This window comes from Nostoc sp. DSM 114167 (assembly GCF_052692655.1).
The window spans coordinates 3124133-3142854 of the sequence record NZ_CP195116.1 but is presented as its reverse complement, the minus strand read 5'-3'; the positions used below and the strand labels follow the sequence as shown (position 1 = coordinate 3142854).

General features: G+C 39.5%; 13 protein-coding genes and 1 tRNA gene. 4 read left to right on the top strand and 10 right to left on the bottom strand.

Annotated features, from left to right (window positions below; all coding sequences use genetic code 11):
- The first annotated feature begins 47 nt into the window (after positions 1–47).
- Complete coding sequence (rnc, locus tag NSTC731_RS13365; protein WP_445631232.1) at positions 48–734, top strand: ribonuclease III; 687 nt, start codon at positions 48–50, stop codon at positions 732–734.
- 150 nt (positions 735–884) lie between these two features.
- Here rnc and ftsH2 read toward each other — a convergent pair whose 3' ends face one another.
- The 9 genes from ftsH2 to NSTC731_RS13320 form a co-directional block, all read right to left on the bottom strand.
- Positions 885–2771, bottom strand: coding sequence for an ATP-dependent zinc metalloprotease FtsH2 (gene ftsH2 / locus NSTC731_RS13360; protein ID WP_445631231.1), 1887 nt, complete (start codon positions 2769–2771; stop codon positions 885–887).
- 511 nt (positions 2772–3282) lie between these two features.
- The gene (locus tag NSTC731_RS13355; protein WP_445631230.1) at positions 3283–3777 is read right to left on the bottom strand and encodes a hypothetical protein; all 495 of its coding nucleotides are present in this window, start codon (positions 3775–3777) and stop codon (positions 3283–3285) included.
- Positions 3778–4128: 351 nt separating this feature from the next.
- Positions 4129–5574 carry a glutamate--tRNA ligase gene (gene gltX, locus NSTC731_RS13350; RefSeq protein ID WP_445631229.1) on the bottom strand — a complete coding sequence of 482 codons (1446 nt, stop codon included), beginning with the start codon at positions 5572–5574 and terminating at the stop codon, positions 4129–4131.
- Between the two features lie 132 nt (positions 5575–5706).
- Positions 5707–5780 (bottom strand) — tRNA-Asp (locus NSTC731_RS13345).
- A 110-nt stretch (positions 5781–5890) separates the two neighbouring features.
- Positions 5891–7405, bottom strand: coding sequence for a serine/threonine protein kinase (locus NSTC731_RS13340; RefSeq protein WP_445631228.1), 1515 nt, complete (start codon positions 7403–7405; stop codon positions 5891–5893).
- A gap of 101 nt (positions 7406–7506) precedes the next feature.
- Positions 7507–9129, bottom strand: coding sequence for a serine/threonine protein kinase (locus NSTC731_RS13335; protein ID WP_445631227.1), 1623 nt, complete (start codon positions 9127–9129; stop codon positions 7507–7509).
- 325 nt (positions 9130–9454) lie between these two features.
- A complete protein-coding gene (locus tag NSTC731_RS13330) occupies positions 9455–10639 on the bottom strand; it encodes an esterase-like activity of phytase family protein (protein ID WP_445631226.1) in 1185 nt (394 codons plus the stop codon).
- Between the two features lie 209 nt (positions 10640–10848).
- Positions 10849–12309, bottom strand: a complete 1461-nt coding sequence (locus NSTC731_RS13325) for a TM0106 family RecB-like putative nuclease (RefSeq protein ID WP_445631225.1) — start codon at positions 12307–12309, stop codon at positions 10849–10851.
- A 704-nt stretch (positions 12310–13013) separates the two neighbouring features.
- On the bottom strand, positions 13014–13367 hold the full coding sequence (locus NSTC731_RS13320) for a hypothetical protein (protein WP_445631224.1): 354 nt from the start codon (positions 13365–13367) through the stop codon (positions 13014–13016).
- A gap of 558 nt (positions 13368–13925) precedes the next feature.
- Between NSTC731_RS13320 and NSTC731_RS13315 the strand changes: the two genes are divergently transcribed.
- The 3 genes from NSTC731_RS13315 to NSTC731_RS13305 all read left to right on the top strand — a co-directional run bounded on the left by NSTC731_RS13315 (position 13926) and on the right by NSTC731_RS13305 (position 16046).
- Positions 13926–14321, top strand: a complete 396-nt coding sequence (locus NSTC731_RS13315) for a hypothetical protein (protein WP_445631223.1) — start codon at positions 13926–13928, stop codon at positions 14319–14321.
- A 657-nt stretch (positions 14322–14978) separates the two neighbouring features.
- Positions 14979–15320: an NINE protein gene (locus NSTC731_RS13310; protein ID WP_445631222.1), complete on the top strand. Its 342-nt coding sequence runs from the start codon at positions 14979–14981 to the stop codon at positions 15318–15320.
- Between the two features lie 21 nt (positions 15321–15341).
- Positions 15342–16046, top strand: coding sequence for a helix-hairpin-helix domain-containing protein (locus NSTC731_RS13305; RefSeq protein WP_445631221.1), 705 nt, complete (start codon positions 15342–15344; stop codon positions 16044–16046).
- Here the strand turns inward: NSTC731_RS13305 and NSTC731_RS13300 are convergent.
- Positions 16043–18688 (bottom strand): ATP-binding protein, encoded by a 2646-nt coding sequence (locus tag NSTC731_RS13300; protein ID WP_445631220.1) that lies wholly within the window; start codon positions 18686–18688, stop codon positions 16043–16045. The two genes, NSTC731_RS13305 and NSTC731_RS13300, sit on opposite strands and share 4 nt — an antisense overlap.
- Positions 18689–18722: the final 34 nt, after the last annotated feature.

The window sequence follows — 18722 nt, the reverse complement described above, 5'->3', positions numbered from 1 at the left end:
TCTTGCCTGCCTTTTTCATTTAAATATCACAGAAAGTAGACATTAAAATGCACAAACTTCTAATATTCCATGATGAAAAACTTTTACGCCGTGCGCTTACTCACCGTTCTTATGTGCATGAAAATCCCGGAGAAGGCGAACACAACGAACGCCTAGAGTTTCTTGGTGATGCTTTGCTGAATTTCTTAAGTGGTGAATATCTCTATGGTCGTCATGCAGAAATGGGAGAAGATGAATTAACCCGGCGCCGTTCGGCGCTTGTAGATGAAAAGCAACTGGCAAAGTTCGCTGAAGAGGTAGGTTTAGACTTTAGGATGCGGTTAGGAAAAGGCGCAATTCGAGACGGAGGCTACCAAAATCCTAATTTGCTCAGTAGCACCTTTGAAGCAGTTCTTGGTGCTTACTATTTGGATCGTGATTCCAATATCGAAACAGTTCGCGAAATTATAGAACCACTATTTGATTCTGTAGATCCTAAGCATATAATTGTATCTCGTTCTAATGTAGACTCAAAAAATCGCTTTCAAGAATGGGTGCAACGCAATGTTACTCCAAATCCCCCCAAATATTTCACAGACCAAATAGGAGGCCCTTCTCATGCGCCAGAATTTATAGCCAAAGTATTGGTGGATGAAAAAATTTATGGAGAAGGTAAGGGACGCAATAAAAAAGATGCAGAAAAAGCTGCTGCGGAAGATGCGCTAGCTAAGTTGAAAAAACAAGGTTGGTTGTAGAGTTTAGGGGTTTATAAATTATGAGAATTTTCAAATTAGAATCTTCCTAACACTAAAAAATTGCAAAAAAATGAGGATGGTATACGCCATCCTCATTTTACTTTTTGTTACTTTACTTTTTTCCTGATGGTATCAGAAAAGAGTCAACTATTACAGTTGCGGTACGTACTGTTGCTTCTCAGGTACTTCAGTGTACTCAGCTACAATCTGGCGGAATTCTTCGCCATCAATGGTTTCTTTTTCAATGAGCAAATCTACTAAGCGATCGGTAACAGTGCGATGGTCACGGATGATCTTCTTAGCATTGTCGTAGCACTGCTCAACAATTTCCTTGACTTGTCCATCGATGCGGGAAGCAATAGATTCAGAATACTCAGATCGGGTTGTCCAGTCACGACCCAAGAATACTTCTCCCTGCTGGCTTTCTAAGGACAATGGACCTAAGTCGGACATCCCGAAACGAGTTACCATTTGCCGCGCCATTCCCGATAACTGCTGCAAGTCTCCACCAGCGCCAGTGGTAACTTCCGCAGCGCCAAAAATCACCTCTTCAGCGGCGCGACCACCCAAAGCACCAGTAATTCTAGCTTTCAACTGGGAACGGGAAATTAACCCCTGTTCTTCGTTGGGTGTAAACCAAGTTAAACCCTGTGCTTGTCCCCGTGGGATTAAGGTAACTTTCTGTACTGGGTCATGGTCTTTTAACAAAGTCCCCACTAAGGCGTGTCCAATTTCGTGGTAAGCAATTAAGCGCTTGCTCTTGCTGTCTACCAAGGGAGTGCCTTCCATCCCTGCAACTACCCGATCCACCGCATCATCAATTTCGCGGAGGGTGATGGCTTCTTTGCGTCTTCTAGCAGTGAGAATTGCTGCTTCGTTGAGTAAGTTGGCTAAGTCAGCACCAGTGAATCCAGGAGTGCGGCGAGCGATCGCATCTAAAGATACGCTAGGGTCTAGTTTCTTATTCCGCGCATGGACTTGCAAGATTTCCAAACGCCCTTTGATATCGGGTGCATCAACTGTTACTTGGCGGTCAAAGCGACCAGGACGCAATAATGCTGAGTCTAGTACGTCGGGACGGTTGGTAGCAGCAATAATAATGATGCCTGTGTTACCTTCAAACCCGTCCATTTCGGTGAGCAATTGGTTGAGGGTTTGCTCTCTCTCGTCGTTACCGCCACCGATACCAGCGCCTCGTTGCCGTCCTACGGCGTCGATTTCATCGATGAAGATAATACAGGGGGCGTTGTCTTTAGCTTTCTTGAACAAGTCGCGGACGCGGGATGCACCCACACCAACGAACATTTCCACAAATTCCGAACCGGAAATACTGAAGAAAGGTACGCCTGCTTCACCTGCGATCGCTTTTGCTAATAAAGTTTTACCAGTTCCAGGAGGTCCAACTAATAGCACTCCCTTGGGAATCCGTGCGCCCACAGCCGTAAATCTTTCTGGCTGCTTCAGGAAGGTGACGACTTCTTGTAGTTCTTCTTTAGCTTCTTCGATTCCGGCTACGTCGTCAAATTTAACTCCGGTTTTCGCCTCCATTTGGAAACGCGCTTTAGATTTGCCAAAGTTCATTGCTTGACCTGGGCCGCCAGGGAGGTTGCTAGAACGCCGGAACAAAAAGAACAGCCCAGTAATCAACAAAACTGGAAAGATGAGATTGCCTAACAATCCCCAAATTGCGCCATCATTCCGCATGGGGTGAGCATCAAAACTAATGGCTTTCTCTTTGAGCTTGCTAATTAACTCAGGAGCGTTAACAGGCAAATCCACACGCCACCTTTGGACACGATTTTCCAGGTCTGGATCGCGGGCTTCTATAATTGCTGTCCTACCGCCTTCGTACAGATCCACGCTGGTGACGCGATCGCTGTCCAAGTATTCTAGAAAGCGACCGTAAGTCATGCGGGTATTGGCTGCATTCTTACTCATGTCAGCAGGTGCGCCTGCAAACGCTCCTTGCCAGAAGAAAAAGCCAATTACCAAAGCCGGCAACGTCCAGAGTGCTACGACTTTCCAAGAGAATTTCATTTTAATTTGCCTCTAGATGCCTATACAACTTGTTAGCTCTAGTAACCGAATGTTCATCACTCTGTCACTTTAAGCTGTTAAACGGATGTTTATAAATCCATTTTGTTTAATTCGATCTCTTAGATGCACTACCATAAGGGGATTAGAGCATTATGGCGATGCCAACAAGAATCTTAATCAAAGTTAACTTAATTTTAATACAATATCGCACGAGAAAAGGGAGCGCAACGGTATGCAAAGACAGAGGAATTTCTCCAGAATGCCCCTTGTATCGTTCAAGCCGCTCTAAATCATGATTCTATTTAGGGAGACGCGATGAATCGCGTCTGTCAAGAGTGGGCGAAATGAGGGAGCAGGGGAGCAGAGGAGCAGGGGAGCAGGGAGATGAGGGAGTGAGGGAGTGAGGAAGTAAGGGGACAAGGAGATAAACAAAACTCCTAACTCTTAACTCAGCACGGACTAAACGCCCCGCTATCGCTAACAGCACTCCTAACGCCCAATGCCCAATACCCTACTTTACTTCTGTAATTTTTAGAGTGTAAGGGAGATACTTGCCTTTTTCGTAGGAACCAACCCAAATTTGGTAACTTCCAGCTAGCCATTCACCAACAATACCAGCATTTTTGCCATCAAAATCGTCATTGCACCAAGTACCACCGGGCCCTTTGATAATCATGGTGGTGTCTTCAGGACTTTGCACTTGCAACTTCAGGTAGTCAAATTTACTTGTTAACGCTAATGTGTGGTCTGGTGTTTCATCCACAAATCCGGTACAAGGGCCAGTGGCTGTTTCGCTTCTTCCACCTACTTGACTCCCAGATATTGAGCCACCACTCATCCCGCGAACTGTCAGAGGGTCTGGGGAAAACTGAGGGCTAAGGGTGACATCTCCAAATATCGTTGGCGCTTCCTGAGCATCAACCGCAGCGTTAACTGTCGATATGATGAAGAGCGTAACTATCATGAACGATAATCTCATCCCTCTATTGAGCGCTTTTGTCGGCATTGTAATTACGTTCGCTTCTAAGTGTTTTTGAAGACATGAATTTTACACACCAAGTTCCCAACATGAGGAGAATTGACTAACTATTTTAGATGTGAAATGGGGGATAATTCATTAGTAATTAGTCAATGATTTCTTGTTTCCATAGTTGCTTTACCTTAGACTTCTTGGCATTTGTCGGGTAAAGGGTAAGGGTTAAAGGGAAAAGGGATAGAATTAACATTCCCCTTTAACATGCACCCATTTCCCGATCTCTTGGCATTTGTGCCAAATGCCAAGAGGTCTCTTATGGATAGGGGCACACAAACGTGCGCCCCTAAAATCTCAAATATCTCTAAAATCTGCAAGTAATCGTTACTTAGCTTCCGTTATCGCTCGACTCAAGCGGGGCTTATCTAAACCAATCTGATTTAGTAGTAACCAAGATTGGATTAAGTCGGGGCCATGAACATCTCCAGTTAAAGCTGCTCGGAGCGATCGCATCACTAAACCTTTTTTGACTTTCTGCTCTTTGACAACTTGTTTAATAATCTCCTGGGCGGCGGCTTCCGAGAGTTGCGGCTGATTTTCTAAAGCTGTGACAATCGCTTCCAGAACAGCTGCTGAACCTTCTTGCTTGAGTTGTGTACTGCCTTCTTCGCTAAATTCAACTGTATCGCTAAAAAACAGTTGGCTTTGAGCTACTCCATCTACCAGGCGAGTCAAACTCTGGCTAATTAAAGTTACTAGCTGTTCTAACCAAGGGCGTTCTCTTCCACCATCAAATTTATAGCCAGCCGCTTGCCAATAGGGGATGAGTAAATCTGTGAGTTTATCTACTGGCGTGTTGTGGATATACTGACTGTTCAACCAATCCAGCTTGTCCCAGTCAAACTTTGCACCTGCTTTATTGACGCGCTCAAAACCAAATTCTTTAGCTGCTGTTTCTAAAGTAAATATTTCTTGCGTCGAGTCTGGTGGCGACCAACCCAGCAATGTCATGTAATTTACCAAGCCTTCAGCAGTAAAGCCCATTTGCTTGAACTCAGAAATGGAAGTGACGCCATCTCGCTTAGAAAGCTTGCGCCCTTCCATATTCAAAATTAATGGCGTATGGGAAAACTCTGGAATTTTTGCACCCATCGCTTCATACAGCAGAATTTGTTTGGCAGTGTTGGCGATGTGGTCTTCTCCCCGGATGACGTGGGTGATTTGCATATCAATGTCATCCACTACAACGACAAAGTTGTATAAAGGTTGACCGCTACTCTCTTCTGAGGCGCGGGCGATGACCATATCACCACCTAAATCACTACCTCGCCAAGACATTTTTCCCCTAACTAGATCGTTCCAGACAATTTCGCGATCGTCTTCGATTTTGAAACGAATTACTGAAGAACGACCTTCTGCTTCAAAGGCGGCGCGTTGTTCTGGGGTGAGGTTGCGGTGACGGTTGTCATAGCGAGGTGCTTCACCTCTAGCTTTTTGAGCTTCTCGGAGCGCTTCTAATTCTTCAGAACTGGTGTAGCAGCGATAGGCTAATCCTCGATCTAGCAGTTTTTCTACTGCTTCTTTATAAAGATCCAGGCGTTGGGATTGGAAAAATGGCCCTTCATCCCAGTTCAATCCTAGCCAACGCAGTCCTTCCAGAATATTGTCGGTGTATTCGGGACGCGATCGCTCTAAATCTGTATCTTCTATTCGCAGTATAAATTTACCGCCGTGGTGACGGGCAAATAACCAGTTGAATACAGCAGTTCTAGCTGTACCAATATGTAAATTTCCGGTTGGACTCGGCGCAATACGGACTCTAACAGTCACAGTTAATTCTCTCTTTCGCAAAGCATGATAAATGTAGCTTATATTTAAATCCTGAATCTGGGTCAACCTCTTTGGGTAATTCAGAATCTAATATCACCTAAGTTTAGTGATTCGCTACTCATAAATTTATAACGGGACTGACGGGGCTCGAACCCGCAACTTCCGCCGTGACAGGGCGGTGCTCTAACCAATTGAACTACAGTCCCTTGTTTGGCAACTTTGCTATTATCACTATTTTTTTTCTACTTGTCAAGTGTTTCGGAGTTAGGAATTAGTAATTATTTTTGTTACGTATCTCCAAGGTGCAAATTATACGTTAAATAGACCGCGATAACACAATCTGTGGCTCTGATTCGAGATGCTGCAATATTCGGGATTGCATTTGTTTATACTGCTGTTTCAATAGTTGTTTGCTCAATTGGGGTTGAGAAGTGGGTGGTAGACTATGGCTTTGTTGCACCCAAGTTTTTAACATTTGCCGCTGAGTTGACTCAATGCGACTGCTGAGAACCTTGATGCAGGAATGTGGTGCTTCCAGAGTAAAGAAAATCAAAGGATATTGTTCATTTTCAGCCAGGAAACTTACCATCCTCAGATTTTGGGGATTTTGCATATCTAAGTAGCAAGGTAGCCACTTAGGAGCGAATTGCTGATTATAGAGTACAGTTACCCACAACAACATTGGGTGAGGGGATGTCACAAAGACAAACTGGTTATAACGGGTAGAAACCGCATAGTTTTTAATTTCTTGTTTAGACAACATCAACCATAGCGCTGTTATAGATCCTTGAGGAGTGTCTAGAAGCTGGGGAAAAACAATTTCTTGAATTGGTTTATTTTGAGGCCACAAAAGTTGCCGATAGCTTTGTTCTACAGTGATTGGTAATGCAGAATTTAAGGAAGATTTAAAGTTCAAGTTTGTAGGTAAATTCGGACAATTAGACTTTTCTAGACTGTTTAAAACTTGTAAAATTTCCGCGATATTTTGAGGGCGATCGCTTGCTTTTTTAGCCAGACAAGCCATAATTAAATTATTTAATTTTTGAGGTATTTTAATAGTAGGTGTAACATCTGCGATCGTTTTTGGTGCTTCAAAATGATGTGCTTTATACCAAGCGCCAAAGTAATCAGTTTCTGTTTGCCAAGGTTTTTTGCCTGTGAGCATCTCAAACATCATCACACCCAGACTATAAATATCAGAGCGACTATCTAATTTTTCTCCATCTAGCTGTTCTGGAGAACAGTAGGGTAAAGTGCCATTAAATCCGCTACTTGTACTAGCTGTTGATGCATAATTCAAAAATCTAGCAATACCAAAATCAAGAATTTTAACTAACTGGCCCAATATCGGATCGGGAATAACTAATATATTAGCGGGCTTGATATCTCGATGAACCAACGGACAAATTTTGCCATCAATGTTAATTCCTTGATGAGCGCATTGTAAGCCCAAACAAATTTGGCGAGAGAGAGTCAAAAACATGGGCAGAGATAGCGGAATTAAATCCTTTAAACTCTTACCACATAAATATTCCATGACGTAGTATGGTTTTCCTTTCTCATTCACACCATAATCATACGCCCGCACTATATGTACGCTCTTTTGACTCAAGGCTGCACTCATTAAAGCTTCACGAGCAAAGTCTTGTTGCATTTTGGTATTAACAACAGTTTGAGTCAAAAACTTGATAGCAACTGGTATACCTCCTAACAAAACATCATTTGCTAAAAAAACTTCACCCATGCCACCGCTGCCAATTAATTGCTTAAGTTGATAACGATTGGCAAGCAAGCCCGTACTACTGGGAGATGTAGATAAGCTCTGATTCACTTTGTTCACCTTTGATGCTGAGTCCATTGAAAGTTAGCAATAAACACATAAAAATATTCTTAGTTAATGGTGGCAAGCATTTTGATTTTACTAGCAGAATCTCAACGACGTAATAGCATTTTCAAAAACATTTCCAAAAATTTATTTATCCAAGTTTTTAAAACTTCTGTCTCAGATTTTTGATGTGTGGCTAAGTTTCGTAATATGTCTAACTTCAGCTTTTCGTACTCTGCTTTTAGAATATTTTTGGCTTGACCAGGCAAAATCAATTCATTTGACTGTTGACTCATATCTAACCAATCTAAAAGTTGCTGACGCTGTTTAGCCGTGAGATTTAAAGTCGTTACATGAGAGCAATGAGTTGGCTCTTCTAAGGGGAAAAATAGTAAATGATAGTAGCCTACTTCTGCTAAACTACGTGCTATATTTTGACTCTTGTTATCTTTTAAATCCAGATAATAAGGTAGCCACTTAGTCGTAGAAGGTTGGGCGTCATATAGCACTGTTAACCACATTAGCATCGGGTATACATTCATTTTACTAATAAATTCAGTACTATGTATTTTATCCAAAAATTTTGCAATCTCTTGTTTGGGCAACATTGCCCAAAAAGTTGGTATAGGTCTTTGAGAAGTCTGTAGTAAATGGGGAAAACCAATTGGTGCAATTGGTTTATTTTTAGGCCAATTTTTTTGCAAGCACTCTTTTTCTGATAATAAAGTTGCGGGTACTAATTGAACTGGAAGTGAAACTTTAATAAGGTCTGTACTAGTGCTAGAAATAACATTATTAACTTGAAGACTAACTTTTTCTAAATCTTCTAATATTTGGTTGATATTCTGAGGGCGATCGCTTACTTCTTTAGCTAAACAAGTCATTAATATTTTTTCTAATATTTCTGGTATTTTAACTTGCGGATTTACTTCTTCAACTGTAGGTGGCATTTGAAAGCGATGGGCTTGATACCAAGTACCAAAGGAGTTACTTTTTGTTTGAAATGGGTGTTTACCTGTCAGCATCTCAAACATTAATACTCCCAAACTATAAATATCAGAGCGGATATCTAGCAGTTTACGCCCTTCCATGTGTTCCGGAGAACAGTAAGGCAAACTGCCAATAAAAGAATCTGTTAGGGTCATTCCACTTCGCTCTGTTAAAAACTTAGCAATACCAAAATCTAGAATTTTAACAATTTCACCTTTTTTACTATCTTCAGCAATAAATATATTTTCTGGTTTAATATCTCTGTGAACAATAGGGTAAATCTCTCCTTTAAGACTAATACCTTGGTGGGCACATTGTAAGCCTAAACAAATTTGATTACAAATTTCTAGAAACTTCGGTATTGTTAAGGGCTGAATTTTCAGAATTTGTTTGAGATTTTTTCCTTGGAGGTATTCCATTACATAAAATGGAGTTTTATCCTCAGTAACTCCATAACTTAAAATGCGAACAATATGTTTACTTTTGCGACCCAATTGAGCGCCAATAAAAATCTCTCTGGCAAAACGTTGGGACATTTGTTGGTTTGACAAACTAAGTGATAAGATTTTGATGGCGATCGGCATACCGTCTTTAGCAGTATCCTCTGCTAGATAAACTCTACCCATCCCCCCTTTGCCAATCAAATCTCTGATTAAATAGCGATTGTTTAAAAAATGTCCGATGTAATCGTCTAATTCTGCCTTTTGCCCTACCATACTCTCAATTTTATTTTCTGGCATAAAAATCATTTATAAAAAATGTTATTGGCAAAATACTTTAATAAGTCTAGCTAATTATTAAATTTAAATCTAAGAGATGTCCGAATTTTGAGAAAATTAATTATATGCTGTAAATATGCTTAAGCCTTCTGCAAAAGCTACTAAACATTGTGTAACATATTTATTAAGGAGTACGGTTGAGAAATTACACGTAAACTATAAATAAGCTAGATAAAATTACTTAGTATATTCAGTAAATACACAGGAATAATCAGAAATAACTAAATAGCAGTTAAGTTGCAATGTTTATGACGGGCTGCGCCTAAGCACCTTTATCTCTGTGCAATTAAAGCTTAAAATTTGGGAGTACCCGGCGTAATAATCTAATTAAGGGATTTTCAACTTTAAGTTTAAAGGCTAGTATCTGGGTGCGTTGTAGGGAGTTAAAATTATTATCACTGATGAGAATTAATGATTGTTGACCATTTGGTAGTTTTGGGCCAAGAGTTAAGCCTTCGATGTTGTCTAGCAGTACATCTAGTTTTCTCAAATCTAACAACAGTTTTTTCTTAACTGGTTTAATATTTTTGGAGTCAATTGCTAAAAGGCTATCAATATTATGAATATCATCGGCTTCTTCTAAAGAAACCTGAAATAAGGAAATAGCAAATCCTAAACCAGTAAAAGACCTTTCTAAACTTAAGAAGTGTCCTTGATTATCGAGAGCGAGTAAATCGGGTAATCCACTAGCGAATTTGCCAATCAGATTCAAAAATGGTGCAACTGGTTCAGTTTGGTAAAGAAATTCCTTTTCTGACTGGTTGTTGAGCAAGTTGTATTGTAAAATTCTGCAAGGACTACCAATATTAGGTTTCGCTGCGACACCATCTTGAATTAGAGCATTTTCGGTGGCTGTGAATAGATGCTTATTATCGGGTGTGATGGTGAGGCTTTCAAAAGCCAAATTGTTGCGGATACCTTTTTGATTAGTTTTATCTGGTAAAAATTTGTTTGGTATAGGGAGTGTTGCAATTTCTCTACCAGAAGATAGTGAGAACTCTTTAATAAAAGGATTAATTAATTTTGCAGCATCGCCTTCAGAAGATACAAACACAGTCGCTTTATTAGTTAATGCAATACCTTCTGTATCAGTTTCACCAGGGCGAAATCTTTGACCATTTTCATTTAATAATGTAGTAACGCTGACTGGAATAATTCCATCTTTTTCTAGTAAACCTTTGCTCAAATCGATTTTTAACGTGTAGAAACGAGCGGCAGCTTTTTGTCCCCGGTCATCTGAAATAGCATAATACAGGTTGTTTTTGGCATTATATGTAATTCCAGATAAACCTCCTACTTCAGTTTCTTTAAATATTAAACCTTTCTGTAAGGTTGCTTCTCCAATAAAATTTATACTACTAATTTCAACACTATTTGAAGGAAAATTTGTGAATACAAAGCTAATAATTATAATTGCAATCAACAAGTAAATAATTCGTGGAAATACGAAGATTTTTTTAAATATCTGCATAATTTTTATCAAATAAATATTTTTAGGAACAAACACTTATACATCCCTTCAAATAATATCAATTAAATAAATAATTTAATAGATACAAGCCTGAAAATCCCGCTAATCATTTTTTTTAAATTGGTGACAAGTCTGAGCAGATGTTTTTTTACTGAGACTTTTCAAAACGTATTTTTTAATTTGAAAACCTTTAAAAAATAATAAATTACTTAAGCTAATCGTAAGTCATATTCATCTTGGAAAAAGTTGACAAGCCAATTTTTTACTTTATGGGTGGCGCGGCAGTCATCTTCGTTGTAGCGTTGGATAATTTCTAGTAAAGTGCGATCGCCTGTTTCTAACCATCGATCGTACCAGTAAATACACTTGGCACCACTAGCTTCTTTATCGCGCCACTCAAATCCTAGCCAACGAGCAATCGCTTTCAAGGCATAGCTTTCTACGGGCAATGCTACACTTTGGGTTAATTGCTCATACACATCCACAAATCGATTCAGTACAGGACGCACTAAGGAATGTGGAGTGCCGTAAAGTTTTGCCAACCGTTTGACTGTATCAAACTCGTAGACACAAAAATGATAAATTGGCGCTTCGGGATATTGCCAAACCAAATCCAAAAATTGCTGCCAAACTAATTCTTCGTCTTCTGGTTTATCTGCTAAAAAAGAATAAAATTGTTCTGTATTAGTTTGTCTATTAACAACCAAAACCCCTAAAAGATAATCTAAATCTAAGTCTGGCTGGGCTTCAATATCAAAATAAAGCTCTATGGGCGCTGTAAATGTAATATCTTCTGTTGGTAGCGGATATGGTAGAATCAACGGCCGTTTTTCTAGTGCAGATTGAGCTTGTACTACCAATTTGGGCGCTACTTCGGTGTCAAAACCAAGTAGCTTTTCTAAGCTGCTGGGACTGGTGTTAGCAAGAGACTCCAGTGTGGTAATGTCTAAGGCTTGGAGTTGAGTATAGCGCAGCGGTGTTACACCTGGTAGCAGTGAGAGATGTTTTTCAGATTGAGCGATCGCATAACATTCACTATACCAATGGCAAAAATTGCACTTTTGGCGAGAAATAAATACCTCTGGCGGATTCGGTAACTTTAATACTTGAATAAACTCTTCCAAAATCTGCTGCATCCGTATTGTCCATTTGCACAGATCCACTGCATAATTTGTATTTTTGGTTCGCAATATGAGCAAAGCTGTTTCAGGTGCAACTCCCTGCACTGTTGCCAATACTTGGGCATGAAATGCAGCAACAACTTGATATTCTTGCTTAGGGCGCTTACCCAGTTCAATACTAGCTGGGACGTAGATCCAATCTCCAAAATTTGATTGTCCCGGCTGTTTCACAAGTAAATCTGGACGACTTAGCAGGGTGTGTGCTTGCGAATAATTTGCTAACAGTACTCCTTTATAGATGTACTCAACCCCACGCTGCATCAATTCTAAAGTTGCTTTCTCTCCCTTTTCCCAGTTTCCATAAGCATAATCTGGTTGATAATAAGTCATCTGTGCTAAAGCACTCAACTGATGAGCGATTTTATCCTGTTGCAGTTTCTGTAGCAACTCATTGGGAGCATCGCGCTGACTTGTGTCACCGTGGATATCTAGAAAAGGTCGGCGTTTACAGCGTTGATATTGCAGTAGGAGTTCAGCATTAATTATCATCCTTTTAAGTTAACAATAATTAGCAGAATCTGGGAGTAACTGTGACAATTAAAATCTGGAAGTGGCGATACATTCTCTGCAAGACGCTTTGCGTAGCTTGCTTCCCTGTAGGGATAGGGTGCGCTACGCCAACGCGTCCACGCTTAATTTGCCGTTTATTTTATACTGTCAACAGCTAGAGCGTTTGCTTTTGTGCCAAATTACAACTAAAAGAGAGTAAAAATCACAATTTGTCCATTATTACAAGGTTACATAACAAAACAACATGAGCCGGATCTCATCTGTAAACGTGTCACACCATGATGACACGAGTCATCGCAAAGCTCTCCTCTTATCTTGACGATTAATTTTACTGCAAAACGATTGCATAATTATCGACTCAGGAAGGCGGATTGAGTCAGGTGCAAAACTTTATTCTGCTAGAGGAGGCTGTAAGAGCGGTTAAAATTGCGATTGTCTGAACGATATTTTCTAATAAAACTGTTTTGATTTAAGTAAAAATAGTAAGAGTGAAAATAATCTGGAAATAATTTTTAAGTTGTGCTTAGTACAATGTCTAACCTAGTAATGAAAAGTTCGTAGTAAGCACTAAAGTGCTTACTACGAACTTGTTGACCTTACTAATTTAAACTTAACAGACTATTAGCAAGGATTTTGGCCAACGCATAATTAATTAAAACTACACCGTCAGCTTTTATCCCTGCTTATTTTCTCCCGATATCTAACTGTACTTGCAATCCATCATTGTCACTGCCTGACTGAGCCGGTGTTAAGAAAACTGAGGTGTCTGGCTGTGATAATGATTCGTTAAAGCGAATTTGGGTTGGAGTTTTATTTTCTCTTCTATTATTGTTGGAAAGGCTTGCTGGATTAGTTTGCTCAAAAAAACTTCTAAAGTCATCTTGGGCTGTTTTCCGATCGATTCCAAGTAGAGAATCACCACTTAATCGATATTGTCCGGGATTTGAGTTTGATGCTGGTGATTGAGCGTAGACTTGGCTTCCTAAGCTTACAAAGGCTGCCGTAATCCCCAAGAAAGCAATAATTTTGGCGTTCATTTGCTCGATCCAAATTATTTTTAATATTGCTCGTCTATTATTCTCTGGGAAAAATATTTTGATTAACTCTATTGTTAGGTTCTACTAAAATAATTTTATTGCGTATATACTTAGCGTGTCAATGATTTTTGCTATTTTAGGGATTAATAAGTTATCGCTTTGATATCTCTTGATAAGTTGGATTATCTGGTTAAGTTTATGAGCGATCGCAGTTAAGTTCGTTGAGATATGCCAGGATGAGATTAAGGATGTTTAACAGTGGCACAAGAGCGATCGCTTGGCTGAAGCTGTGTTTAATTACCAACCACTACAATTTTTGTTACAATCTGACAAATTTGTTACTAAAATAACGAGTTTAGTTACCATCACTACGATTTTCGTTACAATTTTACAAATTTAGTTACTCTCACTACGATTTTTGTTACAAACATCATAGCTTTAGTTAACATTGCTGAGTAGATTGTTGTAATAAACACCAAATACTGTGGATTATACTCAACCAAAATTAGGCTTTAGTAAGGCAAGCTAGCTCTAGAACACCATCAAAAGAACATCATTATGCCTCGTCAAAAGCGTACATATCGCGTTCTAGAAAAAGCTGAATTGAGAATCGCTGGACTCAAAGCAATCGATCCCACTATGGATTTTGGGGATACTCGTAACTTGCAAAATGTCGCACAAGTTATTCAACAGTACCGCAGTAAAATAGATGCTTATAATACGACTCTGGCTGTGATTGACTCTTATAAAAGTGAGATGAAAGAGTTGGAAAAAACTTTGAGCGATTTGAGTGAAAAAATGCTCCTGGGAGTTGCTTTTAAGTACGGCAAAGATAGCCATGAATATCAGATGGCGGGTGGTGTTCGCAAAAGCGATCGCATCCGTAAAAGCAGAGCAACCCGATTGAAATCGGCTTCAGAGGAAGCAGTTATTAAGGATGCTACGGCTGTATAAAAGCGCCCTGAGATTAAAGTCTGCTGCTACTGAAACAAAGCTTGTTTTTAGCAAGATTTTAGCATGAACAAGAACTTCCGATCTGTCATGCTTGAATGTTGCATTGTTTTGTTGTCTCAAAAAGCAAAGAAAGCAAAACAAAACTTCAGTGATTTTTATGCTGTGCATTTTACTTTAGTCATCAGAAACTTTACGTAAGTCTATTGATGGAACTATAAGCAAACTCGGTAAAATTCGTGAGGTTTAACAGATAGAAATTAACTAAGATTAGCTTGAAATAGCAGTCAACATCTGTTAAACCAAGCAAATTTGTAATAACTGCTTAATTGTCGATCGGCAACTGTTGTTCAATATAACTTTATCTACTGATGAGCGATTTGAATAACGAAAGACTAAAACTTAAACTTCATCAGTTGCGTTTAATTCCATATTTAGCAATTGGTTCTTTGATTTTTTATTTCAATTCCAACCTAGATTTAAACTACATAGTTAAAGGATATTTAGTCTTAATGGAATCTCAGCTAGGTATAATCGTTATTTATTTTTTGACGGCAAAATTCACTAACAAAGCACATAAATAATCAAAGCAGGTCAAAAAGTTTGGTTGGATTATATGCCAATAGATATTTATGAGAGTTAATTAAGGAAGTAAATGTTATGAAGACTAAATCTACAGCAATTATACTTTGCTTTTTTGGCGGGTGGCTGGGAATCCACAAATTTTATTTAGGAGAAAATGTAGCAGGTATTTTGTACTTATTGTTTTTTTGGACTTGTATTCCATCTTTAATAGCTTTTGTTGAATTCTTCGTCTTAGTTTTGATGTCAGATACCGAATTCAATACAAAATATAATCAAGCGATCGCCAGTTCAGGTGGAGCCGTCTCTGCAAAAGATGCAACCAGCGCGCTAGCTGATTTAAAAAATCTTTTTGATTCTGGGATAATTACCGCAGAAGAGTATGAAGAAAAGCGCCAAAAGCTTCTGAAATCTTTGTAAATTAAAATTATTAGTCGATTTATGATGTCACAATCTAAATCTTGGTTTCAACAAACTCCTGCTTGGGTGTGGTTATCATTAATTCCAACATTAGGGGGATTTGCGATTGTCTATGCAGGTTATAAATCCAAGACTAAAACTTGGGTTGTTCTAGGGATTAGCATCTCTATATTAGCTTTAGCTTTATCAGCTAGTAGTTTAGCATTTGCGCCCTGGATAGCTCAGATTGGCGTTGCATTTTATCTCAAGAAATTTTATTTAATCAAAACTTATCCAAAGAATTTACCAATTCCCGAAGAACAAGAGTTAGCAAAATTAGTTGCGAACACTCGTGAAAAAGTAGATATTAATGAATGCTCAAAACATGAACTAGTTAACTATTTAGGACTACCGATAGTTTATGCAAATAACATCGAATCATTGATGAATGAGGGATATGTTTTTACTCATGTAGAAGAGTTAATCGAAATAGCCGGAATTCCCGAAAAGCAAGTAGAGCGAATTACACCACTGATTACTTTTAGCTACAACTACAAAAAAGAAGCTGATTGTTCTTGGAAACGATTAAACACACATTCAACTGATGAATTGATTACCTGTGGATTAGATGGTGCGATCGCAGAGCAAATTGTTGTTGAAAGGCAGCAACGAGGTGAGTATAAATCGTTGATTGATGTCAAGCAGCGCACTGGATTACCGTTTAATACTTATCGTCACATCGCTTAGACTCCCCACTCCTTGGCCTTTTTCCAAGGAAGCTTCACAGTAAATCGACTACCTTTGCCTAACTGACTTTCGGCGTGGACAGTTCCACCATGCAACTCGACAATTTTTTGCACCATTACTAATCCTAAACCTGTGCCTGAAGAACTACGATCGGGAACAGTTTCAACTTGGACAAAAGGTTGAAATAATTTAAAAAGGTCATCGGAAAGCATCCCAATCCCAGTATCTACCACGCTGATAAAGATATATTCATTGGTGGAACTTGGCTGGACTTCAATCCAGACTTCGCCTCCTTCTTTAGTAAACTTAATGGCGTTAGTTAATAAGTTGATAAATACTTGGCGAATGCGGCGCTCATCGACTTGGACGGGTTCGAGTTCTTCAGGTATTTGTGCCGTCAGCCGGATATTTTTCTGGAAGGCTAAATGTTTGACAAAACTCAAGCAGAAGTCACATATTTCTTGAATCGAAGTAGTAGCTAGTTGCAGTTCGATCTTGCTCGATTCGGTGTCGGTAAAGTCAAGGATTTGGTTAATTAATTCTAGTAAGTTCTTACCGCTAGATTCGAGCATATTTAAAGACTGGCGCTGTTCTTCATTTACAGGGCCGTAGACTTGCTCTTTGAGTGCCTCTGTGATTCCCATAATTGAGTTTAAAGGAGTCCTCAGATCGTGGTTAATGTTTCTTAAAAAGGTGCTTCTAGCACGATTTGCGACTTCGGCGATTTCTTTAGCCTCACGTAGAGCCGATTCTGCGCGTTTGCGATCGCCTACTTCTAAAGTTAGAGCGACAATTTCCGCGATCGCTCTAACGAAGTTTTGCTCGCTCAGTTCCCATTTCCGGGGAAGATCGACTTGCTCGTACAATACTGTTCCTACCATTTTGCCCCCAACCCAAAGAATGGTATCAATTAGGGATACAATATTATTTGGTTCGAGCAATTTATCCGATAATTCTTGTACCCGTGGATCGGTACGAGTGTCAGAGACGGCAATAGTACCAGAAGCTAATAGGGCTTTAAAGTAGATGAAATAATCTGCAAGGTTGCGTTCTAAACCTGCCGAATATTTGTGATTGCTACGTTCGTAAAGACTTATGCATTGTAGCTTGGTGCGCTCGTTATTGAATAACCACACACTGACTCGTTCTACTTCTAAGGCATTGGCTGCTTTTTGAGCGATCGCTTTGAATGCTGTTTCTAAATTTCCTTCAAAAATCGCTTTATGATTTGTTAATTCTGTAAGTACTTGATGATGCTGTTCCTGTTTTCGCTCGCTGTTAATGCGTTCTTCAACCTCGTGCTGTAATTCTTGAGTTCGCTGTTTAACTTGCAGTTCTAAATCCTCATTTTTACTCATCAGTGCAATAAAGGTTTTGCGTAAATTCTGCGCTACCTCATTTAAAGATCCACCCAGTACCTCTAGTTCTTGAATTCCTTGTACTTTCACCACTGAGTTTTCACTGTTGGTAAAATCAGTTAAATCTTTTGTCGCCTTGCTGAAGTGCAAAATTGGTTGAGTAATCCACCGAGCGGTGAGAATTCCCAAGATAATAGCTAGCACCAACGCTCCTAAACCAAGAAAAATTGTAGTTTGAATGTTGCGATTAATTTGTCCCATAAAGTCTGCTTCTGGGACAGCTACTATTATCAACCAATTGACATTTGCTTCGCCCTCGAAGGGTCTAACTTCTAAAAATTGCCGTTTGCCGTCCCAGGAAAAATCTAGTTGCTGTAAACCTTGAATTCGATCAAAGTTACTAAATTTAGTTGTTAAGTATTTAGCGGTTGCTTGAGTCAAAGAATTGCCGCTTTGGGAAGCTGCTAATCTAATAGGTTTACCATTTTGTAAGCGGAATGGTTCTTCGTTTGTAGAACTTGCAACTAATAGCCCCGATCGCTCGATAATAAAAATTTGCCCAGATTTGCCAACTTTGATGTTTTGCAGCAAATCCCCAATTTGTGATAAGTGAGTGAGAGTGCTGTTGACTCCGAGTAGTTCGCCTTGGGAATTATAAATGGGAAGAGAAGCACTAATTAAGAGTGTTGGTTCAGTGCGGGGTGTAAAAATCTGACTAAAGCTGAATTTTTTGGCGGTAACTGCTGTTTGATATTCAGGACGCGATCGCGCATCATAGTTTTTAATCACCTCTGGTAATTGAGTACGTTCACCTTGAGAGTCAATTATGTAAGTGTAGAGGTCGTACCCAGTTGACTTATCGGCTTTTCTGAGTAAAAATTGGCGATCGTTGAACTTCTCCACCGCTAAATATTCTTGCTCATTGCTTGCAGTTATTGCCAACGCATCTGGAAAAATCTTTAACTGCTCTATTAAGTATGACTCCCAGTTTGCCAGATTTTCTATCTTCAGCAACCCCATGTCGATCGCATTTTGATTACTGCGTAGTACCTGACGCCCAGTTGCTAAGTAAGTTTGTAAATTCTGCTCGACTCGATTGCCAACTTCATGACGTAATTCGTTAACTACCTCATTGACTGCCTTTTGCCCGTTTCCGATTGATAAGTATGCAGTCAATCCCACAGCTAGCAAGATTTGCAGCACAAACAACGCTACCAAAATGCGACTTAGAGGTACGCCTTTAAACAGGGAAAAAACATTACCTTGCCCAGTATTTTTGTTCATCTGCCCACTCCCCCTTCCTGTCCTATATTACTGA

Excerpts from the sequence above, each read along its gene's own strand:
- rnc (WP_445631232.1), top strand. The coding sequence starts at position 48 with ATGCACAAACTTCTAATATTCCATGATGAAAAACTTTTACGCCGTGCG.
- ftsH2 (WP_445631231.1), bottom strand. The coding sequence starts at position 2,771 with ATGAAATTCTCTTGGAAAGTCGTAGCACTCTGGACGTTGCCGGCTTTG.
- NSTC731_RS13355 (WP_445631230.1), bottom strand. The coding sequence starts at position 3,777 with ATGCCGACAAAAGCGCTCAATAGAGGGATGAGATTATCGTTCATGATA.
- NSTC731_RS13335 (WP_445631227.1), bottom strand. The coding sequence starts at position 9,129 with ATGCCAGAAAATAAAATTGAGAGTATGGTAGGGCAAAAGGCAGAATTA.
- NSTC731_RS13330 (WP_445631226.1), bottom strand. The coding sequence starts at position 10,639 with ATGCAGATATTTAAAAAAATCTTCGTATTTCCACGAATTATTTACTTG.
- NSTC731_RS13325 (WP_445631225.1), bottom strand. The coding sequence starts at position 12,309 with ATGATAATTAATGCTGAACTCCTACTGCAATATCAACGCTGTAAACGC.
- NSTC731_RS13320 (WP_445631224.1), bottom strand. The coding sequence starts at position 13,367 with ATGAACGCCAAAATTATTGCTTTCTTGGGGATTACGGCAGCCTTTGTA.
- NSTC731_RS13315 (WP_445631223.1), top strand. The coding sequence starts at position 13,926 with ATGCCTCGTCAAAAGCGTACATATCGCGTTCTAGAAAAAGCTGAATTG.
- NSTC731_RS13310 (WP_445631222.1), top strand. The coding sequence starts at position 14,979 with ATGAAGACTAAATCTACAGCAATTATACTTTGCTTTTTTGGCGGGTGG.
- NSTC731_RS13305 (WP_445631221.1), top strand. The coding sequence starts at position 15,342 with ATGATGTCACAATCTAAATCTTGGTTTCAACAAACTCCTGCTTGGGTG.
- NSTC731_RS13300 (WP_445631220.1), bottom strand. The coding sequence starts at position 18,688 with ATGAACAAAAATACTGGGCAAGGTAATGTTTTTTCCCTGTTTAAAGGC.